The sequence below is a fragment of the Gordonia sp. CNJ-863 genome (genome assembly GCF_001942325.1).
Classification (GTDB): domain Bacteria; phylum Actinomycetota; class Actinomycetes; order Mycobacteriales; family Mycobacteriaceae; genus Gordonia; species Gordonia alkanivorans.
The window spans coordinates 1-21,585 of record NZ_MKKG01000014.1 but is presented as its reverse complement, the minus strand read 5'-3'; the positions used below and the strand labels follow the sequence as shown (position 1 = coordinate 21,585).

Below are 21,585 nucleotides of genomic sequence, written 5' to 3'. Positions count from 1 at the left end.
CGGGTAGCGACCGCCGGTCAGGACTTGTCGAGATACGCGATTTTCTGCGGAACCAGAATCCCGTCGACGAGATCGGCCAGTGGCCGGTGATGCAACAGCGTGATGTCCTCGCTCACGACGTCCTCCGCGAGTCCGCGCGCGTCTTCGATCACCTCGACGTCCTCGAGAAGCGACAGGAACCGCAGCGAGGTGTTGACACCGGACTGCAACGAACCGAGCAGGTCACCTTCGCGACGTTGCTCGAGGTCGACGCGGGCGAGTTCGAAGCCGTCGTTCGACCCGGCGACCGCGCGCAGGCGCTGCATCGACTGGGAGATCTCGTTGCTGTTGGTCATCAGCAGACATAGCCCCGCATGCTGCCCACGACCGACGCGGCCCCGCAGCTGATGGAGCTGACTTACACCGAACCGCTCAGCGTCCACGATGACCATCGTGGTCGCGTTGGGCACGTCCACACCGACCTCGATGACGGTGGTGGACACCAGGACATCGACCTCGCCGCGGCCGAACGCGTCCATGATCGCCGCCTTCTCCTCCGGCGCCAGACGGCCGTGCAGCATCTCCACCCGACGATGCGCGAACGGACCGGCCACCAGGGCCTCGTACTGCTCGACCACCGACGTGGTCTTCGGCCCCTTCTCGCCGTCGGGGCCGGGTTCGGGTTCTGGTGAGTCGTCGTCGCCGATGCGCGAGCAGACGACATAGACCTGGCGGCCGGCATCGATCTCCTCGTTGGCACGCGACCACACCCGGTCGACCCAGTTCTGCCGGCCCATCGGCACCACCGACGTCGAGATGGGCTGACGTCCGCGGGGAAGCTCACGCAGGACAGACGTCTCGAGGTCGCCGAAGGCGGTCATCGCGACGGTGCGCGGGATCGGCGTCGCGGTCATCACCAGGAAGTGCGGGATTCGACCATCACGCCCCTTGTTGCGCAACACATCACGCTGTTCGACGCCGAACCGGTGCTGTTCGTCGATCACGACGAGGCCGAGGTCGAAGAACTCGACCTTCTCCTCGAGCAGGGCATGGGTACCGATGACGATGCCCGCGGTACCGGTCACCACGTCGAGCAGTGTCTCGCGTCGCCCCTTGGTCTTCATCGACCCGGTCAGCAGGGCGATGCGGGTCGCCCCCTCGGCCGCGGTCAGCTCGCCTCCGTCGGCGAGGTCACCGAGCATCTTCTTCATCGTCCGGTGATGCTGCGCGGCAAGCACTTCGGTGGGTGCGAGGATCGCGCACTGGTATCCGTTGTCGACGACCCTCAGCATCGCGAGCAGCGAGACGAGGGTTTTACCGGAACCCACCTCGCCCTGCAGCAACCGCGACATCGGTTCCGCGAGCGCGAGATCCTCGGCGAGTTCTTCTCCCACCGCAACCTGACCCTCGGTGAGCGTGAACGGAAGACGTTCGCGCAGCTTGTCCTCGAGACCGCCGGGCACATGCGGGCACGGCGGCGCCGAATCGCTGCGACCCGCGAGGCGTCGTTGTGCGAGCACCGTCTGGATCGCCAGCGCCTCATCGAATTTGAGTCGATGCGAGGCGACCTTCACGTCGTCCTCGGAGTCGGGCAGATGGATCTTGCGGATCGCCTCGTCGGTCGAGACGAGCCCGCGCTCACGACGCTGCGCATCGGTCAACGCGTCGGGGATCGGCGCGCAATGGTCCAGAACCCGGCGCACCGCACCCAGGATGTCCCAGGTCTGAACCTCTTTGGTCGCCGGGTACATCGGCAGGATCTCGCGGTCGAACATCGCAACGAGCGGATGAGCACCCTCTTCCCGGGCGATCTCCTCCTCGACGGCGTACATCTCGGTCAGCATCTTGGAGCCGACGACGTGGTCCTCGATCTCGGGATCACCGTCGGGCAGGATCATCCACTCCGGATGCGACAGCTGGATCTGCTCGCGGAAGTACTTGACCGTGCCGGCCATCATGACCCGGGCCCCGGGGCGCAGCTGGTGGCGGATGAACTTCGGGTTGAAGAAGCTCGCCTCGTAGACCTCGTTGTCGTCGGTGACCTTGACCTTGAGGAACTGGCCGCGACGACTCTTCATCTGGATCAGGTCGGACTTGGTGATCCGGCCGACGATGGTGAGCCACTCCCCCGGCTCGGGTCGCTGATGGTCGGCCACGAGACCACGCCGGATGTACCGACGGGGTGTGTAGCGCAGCAGTTCCCCGACCGTTGTCACGCCGAGTCCTGCGAGCTTCTCGGCCGGCTTGGACCCGAGGACGTCGGACAGCGAATCCGCCAGAGCGAGTTCGTTCACTCGACACCCACCTGCAGCAGATCGCTGCGCTGCCCGGTCCGGTAGATCGCGAGCTCGATACCGGGGTGACTGCGGCGCATCTGCTCGCCGACGGCCTCGAGCGCGTCCTCGTCGACGTCGGTTCCGGCGAGCACCGTCACCAGTTCACCGCCGGTCGCGAGCATCAGGTCGATGAGCGCGGTGCCCGCGGAGGTCTGATCGGGCGCCACCACCAGGACGTCGTCGCCGATCAGTCCGAGTACATCGCCGACGTCCGACATCCCGGCCAGCGTCATCATCTTGGTGGTCGCGAGTTGCAGCGACCCCCACCGCGCACCGGCGGCGGCCTCGGCCATCGCATAGGCGTCGACATCCGGGATCTCGCTCGGGTCGTGCACCGCGAGCGCGGCCAGACACTGGGTCATCGACGACGTCGGGAGCATCAGCACCGACCGCTGCGTCGAACGCACCTCGGTGGTGACAGTGACCAGATCCTGAGAGCTCAACGCGCCGTTGGCCATCACGACGACATGCGCACTGTCGGTGTCGCGGATCGCCTGCCCCAACGCGCGTGCGGTCAGCCCGTCGTCGGCACGGAGTACGGTCGCCCCGGCCTCGGCGAAGAGGTCGGCGGCACCCTCACCGGATGTGACCGCGACCACCGCACGCTTGTGCCGGGGCGGGGGCTCGTTCGAATCGACTTGTGCGCGAATGGCATCCAGCGCGAAACAGCTGATGCGAACATCCGACAGTCGCCCCAGTCCCGCGCCGGCCTCCACCGCGGCACCGGGTTCGCAGGTGTGGACGTGAACGGAGAAGCGCTCGCCCTCGCCGCTCGAACTGTCGCCGACGATGACCACGGCGTCGCCGAGTTCGTTCAGCCGTTCGCGGAGTCCGGCGATCTGGTCACCGGCCGCGCCGTCGAGCAGATACATGACCTCGAAGTCCTGGTCGCTGCTCTCCACGCACGAGTCGTCGACGCCGTGTCCGAGGGTCGCGCTGTCGGTGAGGATGCCCCGGTAGCGGCGCCGGCGGTGGGCCACGCCGGTGATCACCCGGACCATCGCGTCGGCGATCACCAGGAAGCCGCGACCGCCGGCGTCGACGACACCGGCGGAGGCGAGTACCGACAACTGCTCCGGTGTGCGTTCGAGCGCCTCGGCACAGTCGTCGGCGATGGCCCGGACGATGTCGGCGGCGGTCTCCTTCTCATGCGCCGCGGCCGACTCGGCGGCCACCCGCACCAGTGTGAGCACCGTGCCCTCGCGGGGTTCGCTGACCGCACGGGTCGCGGCCAGTGATCCCAGCCGTAGGCCGAGCGACGCCAGATCACCGAAGGTCAAGGAGTCGGTGTCGCCGAGGATCTCCGCACCGTCGGCCAGGCCGACGAGGACCTGCGACAGGATGATGCCCGAGTTTCCGCGGGCCTGCGCCACCGCTCCGTCGGCCATCGCGCGCGCGACCTGCGGCAACGACGCCTCATCCGATGTCGCATCGGCAGCCTCCGCGGCAGCACGCATGGTGAAGAGCATGTTGCTGCCGGTGTCCGAATCCGGGATCGGGAAGACGTTGAGGTCGTTGATCTCACCGCGGAACTCCTCGAGCTGGTCGACACAGACACGGGCCCAGTCGCGCAGCAGCTGCGGGTTGATTGTACGGGCGATCACGCGGTGACTCTTTCTCGCTCTGACGTGGGCATACGACGGGGCTGGGTCGCGGGCCGACGGGACCTGCCGGAAGGATGTGTGTCAGGTTACTCGGCGTCCCCGACGGTCCGGGGACCTCCGCACCACGAGGCGAGGCGGTCCGACCCGGATTTGGTCACGCCCACCCGAGCTGGTTATCCTTGCAGGGTTGCCTTTCGGTCCACGCGCACACCTTCCGGTGGTGCCGATCCGAGAGGCTGACCACCAGACCATATTCATCTATCAAGGGAGTTCGACGATGGCTGCCGTCTGCGACATTTGCGGCAAGGGCCCGGGCTTCGGCAAGTCGGTGTCTCACTCGCACCGCCGTACCAACCGCCGCTGGAACCCGAACATCCAGTCTGTTCGCGTCGAGGTCGCCCCGGGCAACCGCAAGCGTAAGAACGTCTGCACCTCCTGCCTGAAGGCCGGCAAGACCGCAGCTGTCTGACCTCCGCGTCACCCGCCACGCGGGTGACTTGGGGTTCCGAGAGCACAAGACCCGATGCCACCGAGCGCAAGCTCCCCGGCGTCGGGTCTTTGGTGTGGGCGGGATAATGTTTCGCGCATGACCTCCACACAATCCCCTGCCACGGAAATCACTCGGCCCGACGCCCCCACACTCGTCAGCGAGGCCGACGGCGTCCTGACGATCGCGGTGTCGGCTGCCGGCGCGGGCAACTCCCTCGACGACGGCGGGATCGCCGCCGGCACCCAGGCGCTGCGCGAGGTGGCACGTGGCCGTCGTGACGTGGGCGCGGTGCTGCTCGTCGGTCCGGGCAAGAACTTCTGTGCAGGCGGCAACGTGCGCGCTTTCGCCGCCGCCGACGATCGCCCCACCTACCTGCGCCTGATCGCCGACAACTTCCATGCCTTCGTGACGGCCCTGTACGAGGCCGATATCCCGGTCGTCGCCGCCGCGAAGGGCTGGTCGGCCGGAGCCGGCATGTCGCTGGTCCTGCACGCCGACGTCGCGATCGGCGGCACCTCGTCCAAGCTGCGTCCCGCGTACCGCGGCATCGGCCTCACCCCCGACGGCGGACTCACCTGGACCCTCCCCCGTGCGGTCGGCGCGGCCCGGGCCCGCCAGATCATCCTCACCGACCGGGTTCTTTCCGCCGACGACGCGCTGAACTGGGGCATCTTCTCCGAGGTCGTCGCCGACGAGGACGTCGAGGCCGTGGCGCGCGCCAACGCCGAGAAGATCGCCGCCGGGCCGCGCTCCGCCGACTCCGGCACCAAGCACCTGCTCTCGGTCTCGTCGGAGAACTCGCTCATCGAGCAGCTCGCCCTCGAGGGTCGCTCCATCTCCGAGCGGTCGGGGCTGGCCGAAGGCATCGAAGGGGTCGACGCGTTCGTGGGCAAGCGCGCGCCGGAGTTCGGCAAGAGTCGCTGACTCTCATCGCTGCAAGCGAGCCTCGACGGGCCTGGTAAGTCGCTCTCACCAGGCCCGTCGACGCTCACCGCTATCGCTCCTCGCACCTCGGGGAGCCCAGATCAGGGCAGTCGCCAGTCCACCGGGTCGGCGCCGAGGTCGGCGAGTTCTTCGTTGGCCCGGCTGAACGGGCGCGACCCGAAGAAGCCGCGCGATGCGGACAGCGGTGACGGGTGTGCGGAGACGATGGTCGGGACGTCCGGCAACCACTCCTGCAGCGAGGCGGCGTCCTTGCCCCACAGGATCGCGACGAGCGGTTCGTCGCGGTCGACGAGTGCCTTGATCGCGCATTCGGTGACCGTCTCCCAGCCCTTCTTGCGATGAGACGCGGGCTCCCCCGGCGCGACCGTCAGGACGCGGTTCAGCAACAACACTCCGTTGTCCGCCCACGGGGTGAGGTCACCGTTGCTCGGCATCGGATATCCGAGATCCGAGCAGTACTCGGTGTAGATGTTGGCCAGCGACCGCGGGATCGGACGTACGTCGGGGGCCACGGAGAAGCTCAGTCCGACAGCATGTCCCGGAGTCGGGTACGGGTCCTGCCCGACGATGAGCACGCGCACGTCGTCGATCGGCCGGGTGAACGCCCGCAGGATGTGTTGCCCGGCGGGCAGATAGCGGCGTCCCTCGGCGATCTCGTTGCGCAGGAACTGGCCCATCTCGGTGATGATCGGCTCGACCGGGGCGAGGGCCTCGGCCCAGCCGGGGTCGATGATCTCGGCGAGCGGTTTGGTCGGTGCGGTCACTCCGGTCTCCCCATCGGTCCCATCGGTGCGGTCATTCGTGTCAGTCGAGTCGCCGCAGCGACTTGCGGTAGTACTGGGCGTTCTGGAAGTACATGTCGCTGTTGAGGTCAGTGTGTCCGTCGGGGACCTCGTAGTTCTCGCGCAGGCGGGCGGGCACGCCGAGCGCCATGCGGCGCGGCGGCACGTCGAATTTGAACGGGACGACGGCGCCGGCTCCGACGATCGCTCCGTTGCCGACCGTCGAACCGTTGAGGACCACCGAGCCGGAGGCGATGAGGCAGTCGTCGCCGATGGTCGCGCCCTCGATGTGCGCGTTGTGTCCGACGACGCAGCGGGCGCCGATCACGGTCGGTTCGAAGACGGTGCAGTGGATGACCGTGCCGTCCTGGATGTTGCTGCGCTCACCGATGGTGATGGTGCCGTAGTCGCCGCGCAGGACGGCGCCGGGCCATACCGAGACGCCGTCACCCAGAGTGACGGCTCCGATCACCACCGCATCGGGATGGACATAGGTGTCGTTGCCCAGAACGGGCTCGCGGTCGTCGAGTGCGTAGATCGCCATACGGAGACTCTAGCCACGTACGGACAGCGGTCCGTGCCCGCCCGCGCCGGTCACACGCTCCAGGCCAGCCGGAACCGTTCGGTGAGTGCTTCGGGGGTGTGATCGGGGATGTGGGTGACCTCGTACCGGCGGACCGCCACGAGCGCATCGACCGCCGGGTCGCCCAGGATCCCGCGCAGCAGCGGCGACACGTCCATCCGGTCGACAACCTCGCTCTGATCGGTGGAGAGCAGTGTTCGTTCCCCGGCTGCACGGGTGCGCGGGTCGACGCCGACCTCGGGCGGCAGGGTGGCCTTCCGCTCGATTCCGGCCGCCGCCGCGCCCAGGATGGCGGCGGTGGCGAAGTAGACGTTCGCCGACGGGTCGGCGATCTTCACCTCGACGTTGGCACCCCGTCCCCTGACGTCCGATGTATCTCGCCGGGCATCAGCGGCACTCGCGTCTGCCGAGTCCGCACGGACCAGGCGCACCGCCGCTTCGCGGTTCTCCACGCCCCAACAGACGTGCGCGCCGGCCCACTGACCGGGCAGCATGCGCAAGCCTGACACCACCGATCCGCACAGCACACCCTGTAGTTCGAGGAGCGCGTCGACTATGCCTGCGACCGCGTGGGCACCGTCTGGCGTCATCCCGGCGACGCCGGTTCCGCCCGAGAACAGGGGCCGACCTCCACGGTGTAACGAGACATGTTGATGAGCACCGCATCCGGCTTCGTCGACGAAGGGTTTAGGGGAAAAGCCGGCGCGCAGACCGTGTTTGCGGGCAAGGCGACCGATGATGAGCCGCGTGAGTACCAGCCGGTCGGCGGCGGTGATGGGGTCCGCCGGCCCCAGAGAAACCTCGAACTGCCAACGCGCATGCTCCGGATGCAGCTGTTCGACCGTGATACCCGCGGCACGACACGAGACGAGGACGTCCCGCACGAACTCCTCGTACTCCAGCAGCCCGACCGCGCCATACGGGGTCCACGGAGCGGACGGCAGCGGCGATCCGTCCGCAGCCAGGAGAACGAACTCGAGTTCGTGGCCGACCATGGCGTGCAGGCCGGCATCCGCCAGTTCCGCGACGACGCGACGCAGGGTGCCACGGGCGCACTGCGGCACCGGATCCCCGGCGAGGCCGAAGAACTCGCCGGGCGCCCAGCTCAGCGTCGGGTCCACCTCCACCCGCGCGCCGAGATCGATCCGGATGCGCTGGTCCCCCACCACCCCGACCTCGTCACTGAACGCGATTCCGGTCTGGTCGATCGCGAAGGCATGCCACGACGGACTGGCGCCGAGCCCCACCGACGCGAACACCGGGACGCGTTCCGGGGTGACCGTCTTCGCCAGCGTCAGTCCGGCCGGGTTGACGACGGTCGCGAGGAGGATCGACGACGATGAGTCGCCGGCGGAATCGGATCGCGAGTCCATGTCCACAGTGTCGTGGAGCGCGGCGGTTCCGGTGGCGGAACCGTACGGATTCGGCACATCATCCGCGCGGCTCGGCGAACGACTGCCACCCGTGCAGGTCCGGTCCGTCGGGTCCGCCGACGCGCCGGCCGTCGACCCACACCTCCGGGGTCGTCGACGTGGCCTCGCGGACCGACCCGATCACGGTCCAACCGTCGGGCACGGACGCGGCGTCGAAGGCCGCGAGCAGGTGGTGATCCTCGCCACCCGTCAGAACCCATTCGTCCACTTCCGCTCCGAGTTCCGTTGCCAGGCGGGCCAGATCGGGTCGTCGCGGCACCGCGGCGACCTCGACGGCCATCGCCACCTGCGCGGCCCGCGACATGGTGATCAGTTCTTCGACGAGACCGTCGGAGATGTCGGTCATCGCATGCGCTCCGGCAGCGGCCGCGACGGGACCCTGACTCAGATCAGGCATCGGAACACGATGCAGAGCAACCACTTCCGTCCACTGCGCATCGTCGACGCCGGGCGTCGACAGCACCGCGAGCCCGGCGGCGCTCGCACCCAGGGGACCGCTCACGGCGAGTACGTCGCCAGGACGGGCACCGCCCAACGACACCGGCCGTCGACCTTCGAGCGCCCCGACCGCGGTGACGCTCACGACCACCTGCTCCGCCGCCACCAGGTCCCCGCCGAGAACTCGTGCGCCCAGCGCATGTGCGGCGCCGACGACACCGTCGTTGAGGTCGAGGATGACGCCCACTCGAGTCGCAGCCGGGCAGGCGATGGACACCACCAGCCCTGTCGTCCGACCACCCATCGCGGCGACGTCGGCCGAACTCTGGACCACCGCCCGCGCCCCGATCTGCTGCGGCGTCGACCAGTCGAACCGGAAATGCCGTCCCTCGACCACCGTGTCGGTGCTGATGACCGCCGACCCGCCGATGTCGAGGACGGCCGCGTCGTCGCCCGAGCCGATCACGATGTCGTCAACGGGCCCGGCCGCGGTCGCTGCCGCGGTGAGTGCGGCGATCACCGCCCGCTCGCCGATCTCCCCGACGGAGTCGGACCTGTCGATACGGACGGAGTCGGACCTGTCGATACCGACGGAGTCGGACCTGTCCATACCGACGGAGTCGGGGCCGTCTGAGCCACCGCTGTCGGACCTGTCCATACCGACGTTGTCGGGGCCGTTGGTACCGACTTCCTCGGGGGTCACTTGTCGGGTCTCACTCTCGTCGGGTCCGCTTTGAGTCGCGCGCGAGCGGGTTTGTCGGTGACAATGTGTGCCACAGTGTATTGGGCTCACGGCGAACGGTGTTCGCCGCGCAGCACCCATTGCCGCCGGATTCGACAGCCCGTGTCGGCGATGGGGCACGAACGGAGAGGATGTCCGTGGTTCAGGCATACATACTGATCCAGACCGAGGTCGGTAGAGCCGCCCTGGCGGCGGCGACGATCGCCGAGATCTCGGGGGTCGCCTCATCCGAAGAGGTCAGCGGACCCTATGACGTGATCGTCCGGGTGGATGCCGCCGATGCGACGCAACTCACCGAGAATGTGGTTCCTCAGATCCAGAAGGTCGACGGGATCACCCGCACCCTGACCTGCTCGGTGGTCGGCAACACCCGCGGGTCACGGTTCCCCGGTCCCGGCGTCGGCGCAGACGTGCACGGCTCCTAATGTGGTGGCGTGACGTCAGCAGGTTCGGATGACACCCCGCAGGATCCCGTGGACGACCCGGTCGCCGGTGACCCGGCCCGTGGCGACGACGCCACAGCCACCGAGGACCCCGTCGCCGACGAGCGCTACGGCACCGACTCCCGGCTGAGTCCTGCGCTCATCGCGACCCTCGTCGCCATCCCCATCATGGTGATCGCGGGATTCATAGCGTTCGCCGCGCTGCGCCCCGACACAGTGAATCCCGTCGAGTCCTATGCCGCGGACGGCAGCGCATCAGCGGACTGCACGCGACTGCTCGAGGCGGTGCCGCAGACGTTCGAGGGATTCGGCAGCAAGGAGATCTCCGGGGACCGCGCGACCTGGCCCGCGGAGGGGTCCGGCGACGATCTGACGCTCCGCTGCGGTGTGACCCGTCCGGCGGAACTGTCCCCGACGAGCAACCTCCAGGAGATCCACGCCGCGGGCCAGGCCGGTGTGCAGTGGTTCATCACCGACACCGTCGACGGCTCCGGCCAGGCCTACGTATGCGTCGACCACCGTCCCTACGTCGCGCTGTGGGTTCCGTCGAATGCCGGGAACGGTCCGATCACCGACATCTCGGGTTTCATCGACCAGACACTCGAACGCGGCCCACTCGACTTCGGCTGACCTGCCGCCGGATTCCGCGGGTCGGCTCCGCCGGGCTCAGTCCCGGTAGATCTCCGGCTTGGCACTGCGGCCGAGCAGTGAGTTGATGGCGTCGGCGACCGACTGCCCGTCGTGGCACACCTTGTGCACCGCGTCCGTGAGCGGCATCGGGACCTGATGCTTCTCGGCGAGCGCGCGTACCGACGAACACGACTTCACGCCCTCCGCGACCTGCCCGTTGGTGGCCGCCTGCGCCTCGGCCATCGTCGCCCCTTCGCCCAGCCGCGCACCGAAGCTCCGGTTCCGCGACAGCGGGGACGAGCAGGTTGCGACCAGGTCGCCCACACCCGCGAGTCCGGCGAGGGTCTCGATTTCTGCGCCGACGGCAACGCCCAGGCGGATGGTCTCGGCGAGACCGCGGGTGATGATCGTGGCGAGCGTGTTCTGGCCGAATCCGACGCCGCTGGCGATACCGCACGCGAGGGCGATCACGTTCTTCGCCGAGCCGCCGATCTCGCATCCGATGACGTCGGTGTTGGTGTAGGGGCGGAAGTAGCGCGTGCTGAAAGCACTCTGCAGGGTGACCGCGCGTGATTCGTCGGTGCAGGCGATCACGGTCGCCGCGGGCTGCCCTTCGGCGACCTCGTGCGCGAGGTTGGGTCCGGTGAGCACCGCGATCCGGTCGTCGGCCACTCCGGTGACCTCGGCGATGACCTCGCTCATCCGCAGCAGCGTGCTGGTCTCGATGCCTTTGGCGAGCGACACCAGCGACGCATCGGAGCCGATGTGCGGAGTCCACTGCTTGAGATTCTCCCGCAGTGACTGCGACGGCACCCCGCAGACAACGATGTCGGCGCCGCTCAGGGCCGCCACCGGGTCGCTGGTCGCAGTGAGTTCTCCGGGCAGCGTGATGTCCGACAGATAGTTCGGATTGACGTGTTCGGAGTTGATCGCATCGGCCAGTTCCGGGCGTCGAGCCAGATGACCGTCTCGGTCCCCGCGTCGACGAGAACCTTCGCCACCGCCGTACCCCAGGAACCAGCACCCATGACCGCCGCGCGCACCGCACTCCTCCTGCCCCGTGTCCGTTTCACCGGACCGAACGACTACCTGCCCACCCTAATGCCAGTCCACTTCTGACCGACCCGGAATGTCACCCACGGTCCCGTGGTGGACCATGATGGTCAGCATGGACCACAGCGCCGTCGACATGAGCGTCGACCTCAGCGCCGCCTCGGGGAGCCCCGCGGCCGGCGGGGCGACGGTCGCGGCCGTGCTGGCGGTCAAGAGTCTGCATCGCGCGAAGTCGAGGCTGGCGGCCACGCTGGCGTCGGCCTTCGGCCACGACGATCCGACGACCCGCGGCTGGCTGGTCCTGGCGATGTTCCTCGACACGGTCGAGGCGCTGCGCGGTGCCGGCGTCTCGAGGGTGGTGGTCGTCAGTCCCGACGACGACGTGCTCGCCGCCGCGCAACGCGCCGGTACCCATGGGCTGCCCGAGGTGGTCTCCCCGCCCGCAGGCCCGGGACTCAACGTCGCCTTCGGTCACGGTGCACGGTGGGCGCGGGAGACGTGGCCGGATTCGACGCGGGTCGTGTTCGTCCAGGCCGATCTGCCCGCTGCCACCAGCGACTCGATGCGCGAGGTTCTGCAGGAGGCGCCGGCCCACCGACTCAGCTTCCTCACCGACCGCGACGGGACCGGCACCGTTCTGCTGCACGGCACCTTCACCCCCGACGACCCCGGCGCGCTCGACGACGCACCGCGTTTCGGCCCGGGATCGGCGGCTGCGCACCGAGCCGCCGGCGCCGTCGAACTCGACCCCGCGCACACGCGGTGGACCGATCTGCGTACGGACGTCGACACCGCAACCGATCTCGACGCCGCACGCGCACTCGGCCTCGGCCTCCACACCGCCGACGCTCTGCGTCGTCTGTGACGATCGGTCCGCGTCACGTCTGAGGGTGCGCGACTTCGCCTGTCGCACCGTGCCGATTCGGACATCGTGCCGCCGACGGTGAGGTTCCGGCCTCCGACCCATCCCAAGCGCGGTGAGTTTGAGCCATGATTGACGGGTGAGCCCTGCCGACGACACCTCAACGACCACCGCAACGGTCACGACCACGCCGATCCCCAATGCACCGCCGGCCGCAACCCTCGTCCCCGACGAGTCCGCGGACCTGCCCGAGGACCGGTACCTGAACCGCGAATTGAGTTGGCTCGACTTCAACTCCCGTGTGCTGGCCCTCGCCGAGGACACCTCGCTGCCGCTCCTCGAGCGGGCGAAGTTCCTCGCCATCTTCGCCTCCAACCTCGACGAGTTCTTCATGGTCCGGGTCGCCGGCCTGAAGCGTCGCGACGAGACGGGTCTGTCGGTCCGGTCCGCCGACGGGTTGTCCCCGCGCGAGCAGCTGATGCGCATCGCCGGCCGCACGCAGAGCATCGCCGACCGCCATGCCCGCGTCTTCCTCGACTCGGTCCGGCCGGCGTTGGCCGCCAACGACATCTATGTCGTCTCCTGGTCGCAGCTGACCGACGAACAACGCGCCCGCATGGTCGATTACTTCCAGGACGAGGTCTTCCCCGTCCTGACGCCGCTGGCCGTCGACCCGGCTCACCCGTTCCCGTACATCAGCGGCCTGTCGCTGAACCTCGCGGTGACCGTCAAAGACATCAACGAGAGCGGCGAGCATTTCGCGCGAGTGAAGGTCCCCGACAATGTGAACCGCTTCATCCGGGTCGATCAGCTGGTGCCGTACCGCGGCGCCGACGACGGGCGCCCCAAACAGGCGGTGTACCTCCCCATGGAGCACCTCATCGCCGCCAACCTGGGCAACCTGTTCCCTGGCATGGAAGTCGTTGAGCATCACGCCTTCCGGATCACCCGCAACGCCGACTTCGAGGTAGAGGAAGATCGCGACGAGGATCTCCTGCAGGCGCTCGAGCGGGAACTCGCCCGACGCCGGTTCGGCTCGCCGGTCCGACTCGAAGTGGCCGACGACATGAGCGAGCACATGCTCGAACTGTTGCTGCGCGAACTCGACGTGAACCCGGCCGACGTCATCCAGGTGCCCGGTCTGCTCGATCTGTCTTCGCTTTTCGAGCTCTACGACCTCGATCGGCCGCATCTGAAGGACCGCCCGTTCGTGCCGGGCACGCACCCGGCGTTCGGCGAACGGGAGACGCCCAAGAGCGTCTTCTCCACGCTGCGCGAGGGTGATGTCCTCGTGCACCACCCTTACGATTCGTTCTCGACGAGCGTGCAGCGCTTCATCGAACAGGCCGCGGCCGACCCTCAGGTCCTCGCGATCAAGCAGACGCTGTACCGCACCTCGGGTGACTCCCCGATCGTCAACGCGCTCATCGACGCCGCCGAGGCAGGCAAGCAGGTCGTGGCGCTGGTGGAGATCAAGGCCCGCTTCGACGAGCAGGCCAACATCAAGTGGGCCCGGCAACTCGAGCAGGCGGGAGTGCACGTCGTCTACGGACTCGTGGGACTCAAGACGCACTGCAAGACGTGTCTCGTGGTGCGGCGTGAGGGCTCGACGATCAAGCGCTACTGCCACATCGGCACCGGCAACTACAACCCGAAGACCGCGCGGTTGTACGAGGACGTGGGCCTGCTGACGGCCGCCCCCGACATCGGCGCGGACCTGACCGACCTGTTCAACACGCTGACCGGATACTCACGCAAGAAGGAGTACCGGAACATCCTCGTTGCCCCGCAGGGCATCCGGGCGGGCATCATCGAGCGAATCCACCGCGAGATCGAACTGTTCCGCGCGGGCGACGATCGTGCCCGCGTGCAGCTGAAGGCCAACGCGCTGGTCGACGAGCAGGTGATCGACGCGCTGTATCGCGCGTCCCAGAACGGGGTTCCGGTCGACGTGGTGGTCCGCGGCATCAGCGCACTGCGCCCGGGGATGGAAGGTGTCAGCGACAACATCAACGTCCGGTCCATCCTCGGTCAGTTCCTCGAGCACTCGCGAATCCTGCATTTCGGTGCCCAGAACGAGTATTGGATCGGCAGCGCCGACATGATGCACCGCAATCTCGACCGCCGCGTCGAGGTGATGGTGAACGTACGCGACAAGCGTCTTGCCGGCGAGCTCGGCGACATCTTCGACTCGGCCCTCGACCCCCGCACCCGTTGCTGGGTCCTGCAGACCGACGGTAGCTGGGTGGCCTCACCCGCCGCCGGCGAAGAGGTCCGCGATCACCAGCGGCAGATGATGCGCCGCAATCGTCGTCGGCCGGAGACCATTTCGTGACCGGCCGATCTCGGCGCCCCGTCCCGACGGTGATCACCGATGAGTAAGAACCCGCCGAAGGATGTGTGGGCCGCGGGCGCCGTGGTCTGGCGTCCGGGGACGTCGGGCTCGACGGCGACGGAGGACGTGGAGATCGCCGTCGTCCACCGGCCGCGCTACGACGACTGGACGATCCCGAAGGGCAAGGGTGAATCGGGCGAGACCCTCGTCGACACCGCGGTTCGCGAGATCGCCGAGGAGACCGGACAACACGTCGTCCTCGGACGGCACCTGGGCGATGTCCACTACGACGTCGAGGCAGGTCGCAAACACGTGCGCTACTGGTCGGCGCGCGGTGGCGACGCTGCGTTCACCCCGGACGACGAGGTCGACGAATTGCGCTGGCTCACGGTCGAGAAGGCGCGTGAGACACTGAGCCACGAGTTGGATCGCGAGATCCTGAGCGAGTTCACGCGGCTGCCGGCCGATCTGCACACCCTGTTGTTGGTGCGCCACGCCAAGGCCGGTCGGCGCTCTCAGTACAAGGGCGACGACCGCCTCCGTCCGCTCGACGCCGTCGGACGCACGCAGTCGGCGGCGCTCGTCCCCCTTCTGCTGGCCTTCGGCGCCCGTCGGGTTCACGCCGCAGATCGGGTGCGCTGCGAGCAGACGCTCGAGCCGCTGCGGGACCGCCTCGAGGTCGAGGCGCGGAGCGAGCCGGATCTCTCCGAAGAGGTCTACCGCGCGGATCCGGCGGCGGCACAACGCCGGATCCGGGAGCTGGCGTCCGAGATGCCGGACACCCTGGCGGTGTGCAGCCAGGGCAAGGTGATCCCGCCGCTCATGGAATGGTGGGCCGAGCAGGACGGGATCACGCTGCCGAAGGCGTCGAACCGCAAGGGCAGCGTATGGGTCTGCTCTCTTCTCGACGGCCGGCTCGTGGCGGCCGATCACATCGCGAGTCCACTGCCCCCGGGCTGAGCACCCCCGGACACAGATCAACCCCTGGCGGGGAAGTCACCAGGGGTTGATCTGAGAGGTTTGCCCTACCGGGCCGGTTTTCAGCGACGCGTCGACTTCTTGGCCGGAGCCTTCTTGGCCGCAGTCTTCTTGGCCGGAGCCTTCTTTGCCGCGGTCTTCTTCGCCGGCGCAGCTTCTTGGCCGCGGTGGTCTTCTTCGCCGCGGTCGTCGTCTTCTTTGCTGCGGTCGTCTTCTTCGCCGGCGCAGCTTCTTGGCCGCGGTGGTCTTCTTCGCTGCCGTGGTCTTGGCCGGCGCCTTCTTGGCCGCGGTCTTCTTGGCCGGGGTGGCCTTCTTTGCCGCGGTCTTCTTCGCCGGGGCCGCCTTCTTGGCCGCCGTGGTGGTGGTGCCGCTGCCGCGCTTCACAGCCGGACCGCTGGCAGCAAGCTTCTGCTTGCCGGCCACGACGGCCTTGAACTGAGCGCCCGGACGGAACGCGGGAACCGAAGTAGCACGGACCTTCACGGTCTCGCCCGTGCGCGGGTTGCGAGCCACGCGCGGCGCGCGCTTCCGCTTCTCGAAAACACCGAAGCCGGTGATCGTCACGCTCTCGCCCTTGTGGACCGCGCGAACGATCGTGTCGACGACGAGCTCGACGGCTTCAGTCGCAGTCTTGCGATCCGCGTCGAGCTTCTTGGTCAGCTCATCGATGAGCTCCGCCTTGTTCATGAGTACCTCCGCAAGCTGATCTGACCGATTTTCGGCCAGCTACCAACACACGGTAAACGTCGAATTTGAAAACGTCCATCTTCCACGCCAATTAAGACGCCGTGTTGCGAAATCGCATGTCAGCTCACAAGGTCTCCGCTTCGGCGGGACCCGGCCGTTCGCGCGGCCGACAAGGGTCTCCGGTCAGTCCTCGAGAGTCCTCGGTTTGAACGACGGGCGCTTCGATTCGTACTCGGAAATCGCGTCTACCTGGCGCAACGTCAATCCGATGTCGTCGAGACCCTCCATCAGGCGCCACCGCGTGTAGTCATCAATTGCCAACGGCACCACGAGGTCTCCGGCGGTGACGGTCTTATCGACAAGGCTCACCGTGATTTCCATCCCGGGACTCTCTTCGAGTCGCTTCCACAGCAATTCGACGTCGGACTGCTCGACCTGGGCAGCGACGAGCCCGGCCTTACCGGCGTTCCCGCGGAAGATGTCGGCGAAACGAGACGAGATCACCACGCGGAACCCGAAATCGGACAGCGCCCACACCGCGTGCTCGCGCGAGGAACCGGTGCCGAAGTCCGGACCGGCGACGAGCACCGAGCCGTTGCTCCACGGCTCGTTGTTGAGGATGAAGTCCGGATCGGTGCGCCACCCGGCGAACAGACCGTCCTCAAAGCCCGTGCGGGTCACGCGCTTCAGGTACTCGGCCGGGATGATCTGGTCGGTGTCGACGTTGCTGCGGCGCAGCGGGACGCCAATGCCCGTGTGTTCGGTGAACGGCTGCATTTTTCAAAGCCCCTGTTCGGAAGTTGTCTGGAATGTGGTCTGGGGGTTACTCAACCGAGATCGGCCGGAGCGGACAGCGTCCCGCGGATCGCGGTCGCGGCCGCGACAGCCGGGGACACCAGGTGGGTCCGTCCGCCCTTGCCCTGCCGCCCTTCGAAATTGCGGTTCGACGTCGACGCGCAACGCTCGCCGGGCGCGAGCTGATCCGGGTTCATTCCCAGACACATCGAGCAACCGGCCTGACGCCACTCGGCGCCGGCGTTCAGGAAGATCTCCCCGAGACCCTCTTCCTCGGCCTGGGCGCGGACCCGCATCGAGCCGGGCACGATGAGCATCCGCATGCCGTCGGCGAGCTTGCGCCCCTTGAGCACGTCGGCGACCGCGCGCAGATCCTCGATGCGACCGTTGGTGCACGATCCGACGAAGACGGTGTCGACCTTGATGTCACGCAACGGCGTACCGGGTTTCAGGTCCATGTACTCGAGGGCCTTCGCAGCGGCGCTCGACGCGACCTCGTCACCGAACTCTGCGGGGTTCGGAACGGTCGATCCCAGCGGGGCGCCCTGGCCCGGGTTGGTTCCCCAGGTGACGAACGGGGTCAGCTCGGTGGCGTCGATGTGGACCTCGGCGTCGAAGACGGCGTCGTCGTCGGTGCGCAGGCTGTCCCAGTAGGCAACAGCCGCATCCCATTCGGCACCCTTCGGGGCGTGCGGACGCCCCTTGAGGAACTCGTAGGTGACCTCGTCGGGAGCGATCATCCCGGCGCGGGCGCCGGCCTCGATCGACATGTTGCACACGGTCATCCGGGCTTCCATCGAGAGCTTGCGGATCGCCTCGCCGCGGTACTCGAGGATGTATCCCTGCCCACCGCCGGTGCCGATCCTGGCGATGATCGCCAGGATGAGGTCCTTGGCCGTGACGCCGGGCGGCAGCTCGCCGTCGACGTTGATCGCCATCGTCTTGAACGGACGCAGCGAAAGCGTCTGCGTGGCGAGGACGTGCTCCACCTCACTGGTGCCGATACCCATCGCGATCGATCCGAAGGCGCCGTGGGTGGCCGTGTGGCTGTCACCGCACACCACGGTCATGCCGGGCTGCGTCAGACCCAGCTGCGGGCCGACGACATGCACGATGCCCTGCTCGACATCACCCATCGGGTGTAGCCGGACACCGAACTCCTCGCAGTTCTTGCGGAGGGTGTCGACCTGGGTGCGCGACACCGGGTCGGCGATCGGCTTGTCGATGTCGATCGTCGGGACGTTGTGGTCCTCGGTCGCGATCGTCAGGTCGAGACGCCGCACGGGACGTCCCGCCAACCGGAGCCGTCGAAGGCCTGCGGACTGGTGACCTCGTGCACGAGATGGAGGTCGATGTAGATCAGGTCCGGGTTCCTGGTTCCGGACGCATCTGCTTCACCGGGCACGACAACGTGGTCGCGCCAGACCTTCTCGGCAAGAGTAAGCGGCTGGGCTGGGCTGTTGCTCATGGCTGCACTCGATATCTTCTCGGGTTCGGCGGACGGTGCACGCCCATCTCGCGATGAAACGTGCATCTCACTATTTGGACAGCTAGTATCGTCCTATGGGAAAGGATAGCGCATCCGGAGTCAGCAGCGGAATCGGCGTACTCGACAAATCCGTGGCTGTGCTCCATGCCATCGCGGAGGCCCCGTGCAACCTCTCGGAGTTGTGCGAGCGGACCGGGCTCCCGCGTGCCACGGCCCACCGTCTGGCGGTGGGTCTCGAGACCCACCGCTTCCTCGCCCGCGACATCACCGGCCGCTGGCAGCCGGGGCCGGCCCTCGGCGAACTCGCCGCATCCGCCCACGATCCCGTGACCGAGTCGGCCCTGATGGTCCTTCCCCGGCTCCGCGACATCACCGGCGAATCGGTACAGGTCTATCGCCGCGAAGGTGCCGAGCGCGTGTGCGTGGCGGCGATGGAACCGCCGACCGGACTCCGCGACACCGTGCCCGTCGGAACGCGCTTCCCGATGACCGCCGGCTCCGCGGCCAAGGTCCTGCTCGCCTGGGCCGACCCCGCGACGCAGCGCGCACTGCTGCACGACAGCGTCTTCGGTGAACGGACACTGCACGAGATCCGACGCCGCGGCTGGGCCCAGAGTGCCGGCGAACGTGCCGCGGGCGTGGCGAGCGTCTCTGCGCCCGTGCGCGACGGCAACGGCGACGTCGTCGCGGCGATCTCGGTGTCCGGCCCGATCGACCGCATGGGCCGACGGCCCGGCGCCCGGTGGGCCGCCGATCTCCTCGCCGCCGCAGACGCGATCCACAAGCGCCTGCAGACCTCCCGCGCCTGAGTCACCTTGGCGTGTCCCCCGTGAACCGGTCCGGTCTGTTTTAGAGTCCTGATTGCCCTGTTGAGGGCAGAGAAGGGACGATGAGGATCATGGCAGGACGCAAGCGCCACTCGGCAGAGGACATTGTGCGCAAGTTGCGCCGGGCTGACGAGTTGGCGGCGCAGGGCAAGACCGGCGAGGAGATCGCCGCCGACCTCGAGGTGTCGGCAGCGACGTTGTACAACTGGCGCCGCCAGTACGGCGGCATGGACGGTGACGCGGCCAAGGAGCTCAAGGAGCTGCGTGAGCAGAACGGCCGGCTCAAGCGGCTGCTCGCCGATGCCGAGTTGGAGAAGGACGCGCTACGGGAGATCGCCAAGGGAAAATTCTGAGCCCAACCGCCAAACGCGCCGCCATCGACATGCTCAAAGACGTGATGAACATGTCAGAACGCAAGGCGTGCAAGGTTGTTGGGCTTGCTCGTTCAGCGTATCGTCAACTGCCGCAAGCGCACACCCCGGCTGACCCGGATGCTGGCCTGCGCCAGCAGCTACGAACCTACGCCCGTCAGAACCCACGCCACGGGTTCCGTCGGGCGTGGGCCTGGCTGCGTTTCGACGAAGGCGACACCGTGAACAAGAAGAAGGTCCACCGGCTGTGGAAGGAAGAAGGATTGCAGGTGCGCCGGGCGCCGGGCGCCGCGGCGTAAACGGGCCGGCCAGTCGTCGGTGCCGATTGTCACCGCGGACGCACCGAAAGTGGTGTGGGCATTGGACTTTCAGTTCGACTCCACTGTCGACGGACACAAGATCAAGATCGCGTCCATGGTCGATGAACACACCCGGATGTCGCTGCTCAACATTGTGGATCGCTCGATCGCCGCCGACCGGTTGATCGAGGAGTTGAAGAAGACCTTCGCGATCTGGGGTGGCCCACCGAAGGTGCTGCGCATGGACAACGGCCCTGAGTTCATCTCTGAGGCCCTCCAGACGTTCTGTGCAGGGTCGGTGGGGATCTCCTACATTCCGCCTGGCACGCCGTGGAACAACGGGTTCATCGAGTCGTTCAACAACCGGTTGCGCGACGAGTGTTTGAACCGCAACTGCTGGCCCACCCTGTTGGAGGCCCGCGTGGTCATCGAAGACTTCAAAGACGACCACAACCACCGACACCGCCACTCAGCGCTGGGCTACAAGACCCCGGCCGAGTACGCTGCCCGATGCACCCACCAGCACCACCCCGTGGGCTGCGAGATCGACTGACCGACCGCAAGTAAGAACTGGCTCTAGGACCGACTGGACCGGTTATCGGGGACCTGCCAACCTTCACGGCCGCTCCCGATAGTGACCGTTCCGTGCGACGGGTCCGTCGGATAGCTTCGTCACATGGGAGTCAACCAACGCAACCAGATCGTCATGTCCGACGCCGAGATCGAGGACTTCGTCACACGCAGCCGCACGGCCACCCTCGCGACCACGGGCCCCGACGGCGGCATCCACCTCGTCGCCATGTGGTACGGCGTCATCGACGGCGAGATCTGGTTCGAGACGAAGTCCAAGTCGCAGAAGGCGGTCAACCTCCGCCGCAACAACCGGTGCACGGTGATGATCGAGGACGGCGACACCTACGACACGTTGCGCGGCGTCAGCTTCGAGGGAACCGCCGAGATCCTCGACGACCCCGACTCCTGCCTGAAGATAGGGATCAGCGTCTGGGAGCGCTACACGGCCCCTTACACCGAGGAGTCGCGTCCCTTCGTCGAGCAGATGATGCACAAGCGCGTGGCCGTCCGCCTGGTGCCCTCACGCGTCCGCTCGTGGGATCACCGCAAGCTCGGCATCCCGGAGATGCCGGCGTCGGGAAGCACCGCGCAGTACCTGTAACCCAATCCCCGCACTCACGGACTCGCCCGTCTCGCGATCACCACATCGCGATACGGGCGAGTTGCTCTGTCGCACAGAGAAAAGCACCCTCCCCCTGCTGGACAGAGGGAGGGTGCTTCTGTAGCCCCGACGGGATTCGAACCCGCGCTACCGCCTTGAGAGGGCGCGTCCTAGGCCGCTAGATGTACTGCCCAGGCAGGTTGGTTGAGGGATTGCGACGACACGCGGTAGTGGGTCGTTGAACAGCGAAGGTCTCCCGTCGTGAAGTGGAGCTGCTACGACACACACTTCACAACCGGGAGACCTTCGT

Annotated in this window: 16 protein-coding genes and 4 pseudogenes; 10 read left to right on the top strand and 10 right to left on the bottom strand. The window is 67.5% G+C overall.

The features are described 5' to 3' along the window. Positions 1 to 17: 17 nt before the first annotated feature. Positions 18 to 2,273, bottom strand: a complete 2,256-nt coding sequence (gene recG, locus BJF87_RS09175) for an ATP-dependent DNA helicase RecG (RefSeq protein ID WP_042376365.1) — start codon at positions 2,271 to 2,273, stop codon at positions 18 to 20. Further along, a complete protein-coding gene (locus BJF87_RS09170; RefSeq protein WP_075862973.1) occupies positions 2,270 to 3,919 on the bottom strand; it encodes a DAK2 domain-containing protein in 1,650 nt (549 codons plus the stop codon). The genes recG and BJF87_RS09170 overlap by 4 nt, the downstream gene beginning before the upstream one ends. 277 nt (positions 3,920 to 4,196) lie before the next feature. Here BJF87_RS09170 and rpmB point away from each other — a divergent pair, with 277 nt between their 5' ends. After that, positions 4,197 to 4,388 (top strand): 50S ribosomal protein L28, encoded by a 192-nt coding sequence (rpmB, locus tag BJF87_RS09165; RefSeq protein ID WP_004023092.1) that lies wholly within the window; start codon positions 4,197 to 4,199, stop codon positions 4,386 to 4,388. 117 nt (positions 4,389 to 4,505) lie between these two features. Beyond that, entirely contained in the window at positions 4,506 to 5,333 is an 828-nt protein-coding gene (locus tag BJF87_RS09160; protein WP_035751264.1) for an enoyl-CoA hydratase/isomerase family protein, read from the top strand. A gap of 101 nt (positions 5,334 to 5,434) precedes the next feature. On the opposite strand, the gene BJF87_RS09155 is transcribed toward BJF87_RS09160, so the two are convergent. Genes BJF87_RS09155 through BJF87_RS09140 form a run of 4 tightly spaced genes read right to left on the bottom strand, consistent with a single transcriptional unit; the run spans position 5,435 to position 9,200 of the window. Continuing rightward, positions 5,435 to 6,118 (bottom strand): uracil-DNA glycosylase, encoded by a 684-nt coding sequence (locus tag BJF87_RS09155; RefSeq protein ID WP_006359361.1) that lies wholly within the window; start codon positions 6,116 to 6,118, stop codon positions 5,435 to 5,437. Positions 6,119 to 6,158: 40 nt separating this feature from the next. Continuing rightward, positions 6,159 to 6,680, bottom strand: coding sequence for a gamma carbonic anhydrase family protein (locus tag BJF87_RS09150; RefSeq protein WP_006359362.1), 522 nt, complete (start codon positions 6,678 to 6,680; stop codon positions 6,159 to 6,161). A 50-nt stretch (positions 6,681 to 6,730) separates the two neighbouring features. Further along, positions 6,731 to 8,092 carry a glutamine synthetase family protein gene (locus BJF87_RS09145; RefSeq protein ID WP_075862990.1) on the bottom strand — a complete coding sequence of 454 codons (1,362 nt, stop codon included), beginning with the start codon at positions 8,090 to 8,092 and terminating at the stop codon, positions 6,731 to 6,733. A gap of 58 nt (positions 8,093 to 8,150) precedes the next feature. Beyond that, positions 8,151 to 9,200 carry a thiamine-phosphate kinase gene (locus tag BJF87_RS09140; RefSeq protein WP_075862989.1) on the bottom strand — a complete coding sequence of 350 codons (1,050 nt, stop codon included), beginning with the start codon at positions 9,198 to 9,200 and terminating at the stop codon, positions 8,151 to 8,153. Positions 9,201 to 9,463: 263 nt separating this feature from the next. Here BJF87_RS09140 and BJF87_RS09135 point away from each other — a divergent pair, with 263 nt between their 5' ends. Together BJF87_RS09135 and BJF87_RS09130 are read left to right on the top strand one after the other, a co-directional pair. Further along, positions 9,464 to 9,757: an Lrp/AsnC ligand binding domain-containing protein gene (locus BJF87_RS09135; RefSeq protein ID WP_006359365.1), complete on the top strand. Its 294-nt coding sequence runs from the start codon at positions 9,464 to 9,466 to the stop codon at positions 9,755 to 9,757. A 9-nt stretch (positions 9,758 to 9,766) separates the two neighbouring features. Then, a complete protein-coding gene (locus BJF87_RS09130) occupies positions 9,767 to 10,405 on the top strand; it encodes a DUF3515 domain-containing protein (RefSeq protein ID WP_035751263.1) in 639 nt (212 codons plus the stop codon). Between the two features lie 36 nt (positions 10,406 to 10,441). Here BJF87_RS09130 and BJF87_RS09125 read toward each other — a convergent pair. Beyond that, positions 10,442 to 11,448, bottom strand: a pseudogene (locus BJF87_RS09125) (NAD(P)H-dependent glycerol-3-phosphate dehydrogenase). A gap of 125 nt (positions 11,449 to 11,573) precedes the next feature. Between BJF87_RS09125 and cofC the strand changes: the two are divergent. From cofC to BJF87_RS09110, 3 genes are all read left to right on the top strand, one after another. After that, a complete protein-coding gene (gene cofC, locus BJF87_RS09120) occupies positions 11,574 to 12,323 on the top strand; it encodes a 2-phospho-L-lactate guanylyltransferase (RefSeq protein ID WP_075862988.1) in 750 nt (249 codons plus the stop codon). A gap of 136 nt (positions 12,324 to 12,459) precedes the next feature. Further along, positions 12,460 to 14,655, top strand: a complete 2,196-nt coding sequence (locus tag BJF87_RS09115) for an RNA degradosome polyphosphate kinase (RefSeq protein ID WP_006359369.1) — start codon at positions 12,460 to 12,462, stop codon at positions 14,653 to 14,655. Positions 14,656 to 14,694: 39 nt separating this feature from the next. After that, on the top strand, positions 14,695 to 15,615 hold the full coding sequence (locus BJF87_RS09110) for an NUDIX hydrolase (protein WP_035751261.1): 921 nt from the start codon (positions 14,695 to 14,697) through the stop codon (positions 15,613 to 15,615). An 80-nt stretch (positions 15,616 to 15,695) separates the two neighbouring features. On the opposite strand, the pseudogene BJF87_RS09105 reads toward BJF87_RS09110, so the two are convergent. From BJF87_RS09105 to leuC, 3 genes and pseudogenes are all read right to left on the bottom strand, one after another. Next, positions 15,696 to 16,320: pseudogene (locus BJF87_RS09105) on the bottom strand (HU family DNA-binding protein). Between the two features lie 183 nt (positions 16,321 to 16,503). Continuing rightward, positions 16,504 to 17,097, bottom strand: coding sequence for a 3-isopropylmalate dehydratase small subunit (gene leuD / locus BJF87_RS09100; protein ID WP_075862972.1), 594 nt, complete (start codon positions 17,095 to 17,097; stop codon positions 16,504 to 16,506). A gap of 50 nt (positions 17,098 to 17,147) precedes the next feature. Continuing rightward, positions 17,148 to 18,583, bottom strand: a pseudogene (gene leuC, locus BJF87_RS09095) (3-isopropylmalate dehydratase large subunit). Positions 18,584 to 18,678: 95 nt separating this feature from the next. On the opposite strand from leuC, the gene BJF87_RS09090 reads away from it, so the two are divergent. The 3 genes and pseudogenes from BJF87_RS09090 to BJF87_RS09075 all read left to right on the top strand — a co-directional run bounded on the left by BJF87_RS09090 (position 18,679) and on the right by BJF87_RS09075 (position 21,275). Then, entirely contained in the window at positions 18,679 to 19,413 is a 735-nt protein-coding gene (locus BJF87_RS09090) for an IclR family transcriptional regulator (protein WP_075862971.1), read from the top strand. An 89-nt stretch (positions 19,414 to 19,502) separates the two neighbouring features. Next, positions 19,503 to 20,654, top strand: a pseudogene (locus BJF87_RS09080) (IS3 family transposase). A 123-nt stretch (positions 20,655 to 20,777) separates the two neighbouring features. Next, positions 20,778 to 21,275 (top strand): PPOX class F420-dependent oxidoreductase, encoded by a 498-nt coding sequence (locus BJF87_RS09075; RefSeq protein WP_035751256.1) that lies wholly within the window; start codon positions 20,778 to 20,780, stop codon positions 21,273 to 21,275. The last annotated feature ends 310 nt before the right edge of the window (positions 21,276 to 21,585 follow it).

What these genes read in the sequence shown, in the direction of transcription:
- BJF87_RS09160 (WP_035751264.1), top strand. Translation starts at nt 4,506, where the DNA reads ATGACCTCCACACAATCCCCTGCCACGGAAATCACTCGGCCCGACGCC.
- BJF87_RS09145 (WP_075862990.1), bottom strand. Translation starts at nt 8,092, where the DNA reads ATGGACTCGCGATCCGATTCCGCCGGCGACTCATCGTCGTCGATCCTC.
- BJF87_RS09075 (WP_035751256.1), top strand. Translation starts at nt 20,778, where the DNA reads ATGGGAGTCAACCAACGCAACCAGATCGTCATGTCCGACGCCGAGATC.
- BJF87_RS09135 (WP_006359365.1), top strand. Translation starts at nt 9,464, where the DNA reads ATGTCCGTGGTTCAGGCATACATACTGATCCAGACCGAGGTCGGTAGA.
- BJF87_RS09090 (WP_075862971.1), top strand. Translation starts at nt 18,679, where the DNA reads ATGGGAAAGGATAGCGCATCCGGAGTCAGCAGCGGAATCGGCGTACTC.
- rpmB (WP_004023092.1), top strand. Translation starts at nt 4,197, where the DNA reads ATGGCTGCCGTCTGCGACATTTGCGGCAAGGGCCCGGGCTTCGGCAAG.
- leuD (WP_075862972.1), bottom strand. Translation starts at nt 17,097, where the DNA reads ATGCAGCCGTTCACCGAACACACGGGCATTGGCGTCCCGCTGCGCCGC.
- BJF87_RS09150 (WP_006359362.1), bottom strand. Translation starts at nt 6,680, where the DNA reads ATGGCGATCTACGCACTCGACGACCGCGAGCCCGTTCTGGGCAACGAC.
- BJF87_RS09110 (WP_035751261.1), top strand. Translation starts at nt 14,695, where the DNA reads ATGAGTAAGAACCCGCCGAAGGATGTGTGGGCCGCGGGCGCCGTGGTC.
- BJF87_RS09140 (WP_075862989.1), bottom strand. Translation starts at nt 9,200, where the DNA reads ATGGACAGGTCCGACTCCGTCGGTATCGACAGGTCCGACTCCGTCCGT.
- cofC (WP_075862988.1), top strand. Translation starts at nt 11,574, where the DNA reads ATGGACCACAGCGCCGTCGACATGAGCGTCGACCTCAGCGCCGCCTCG.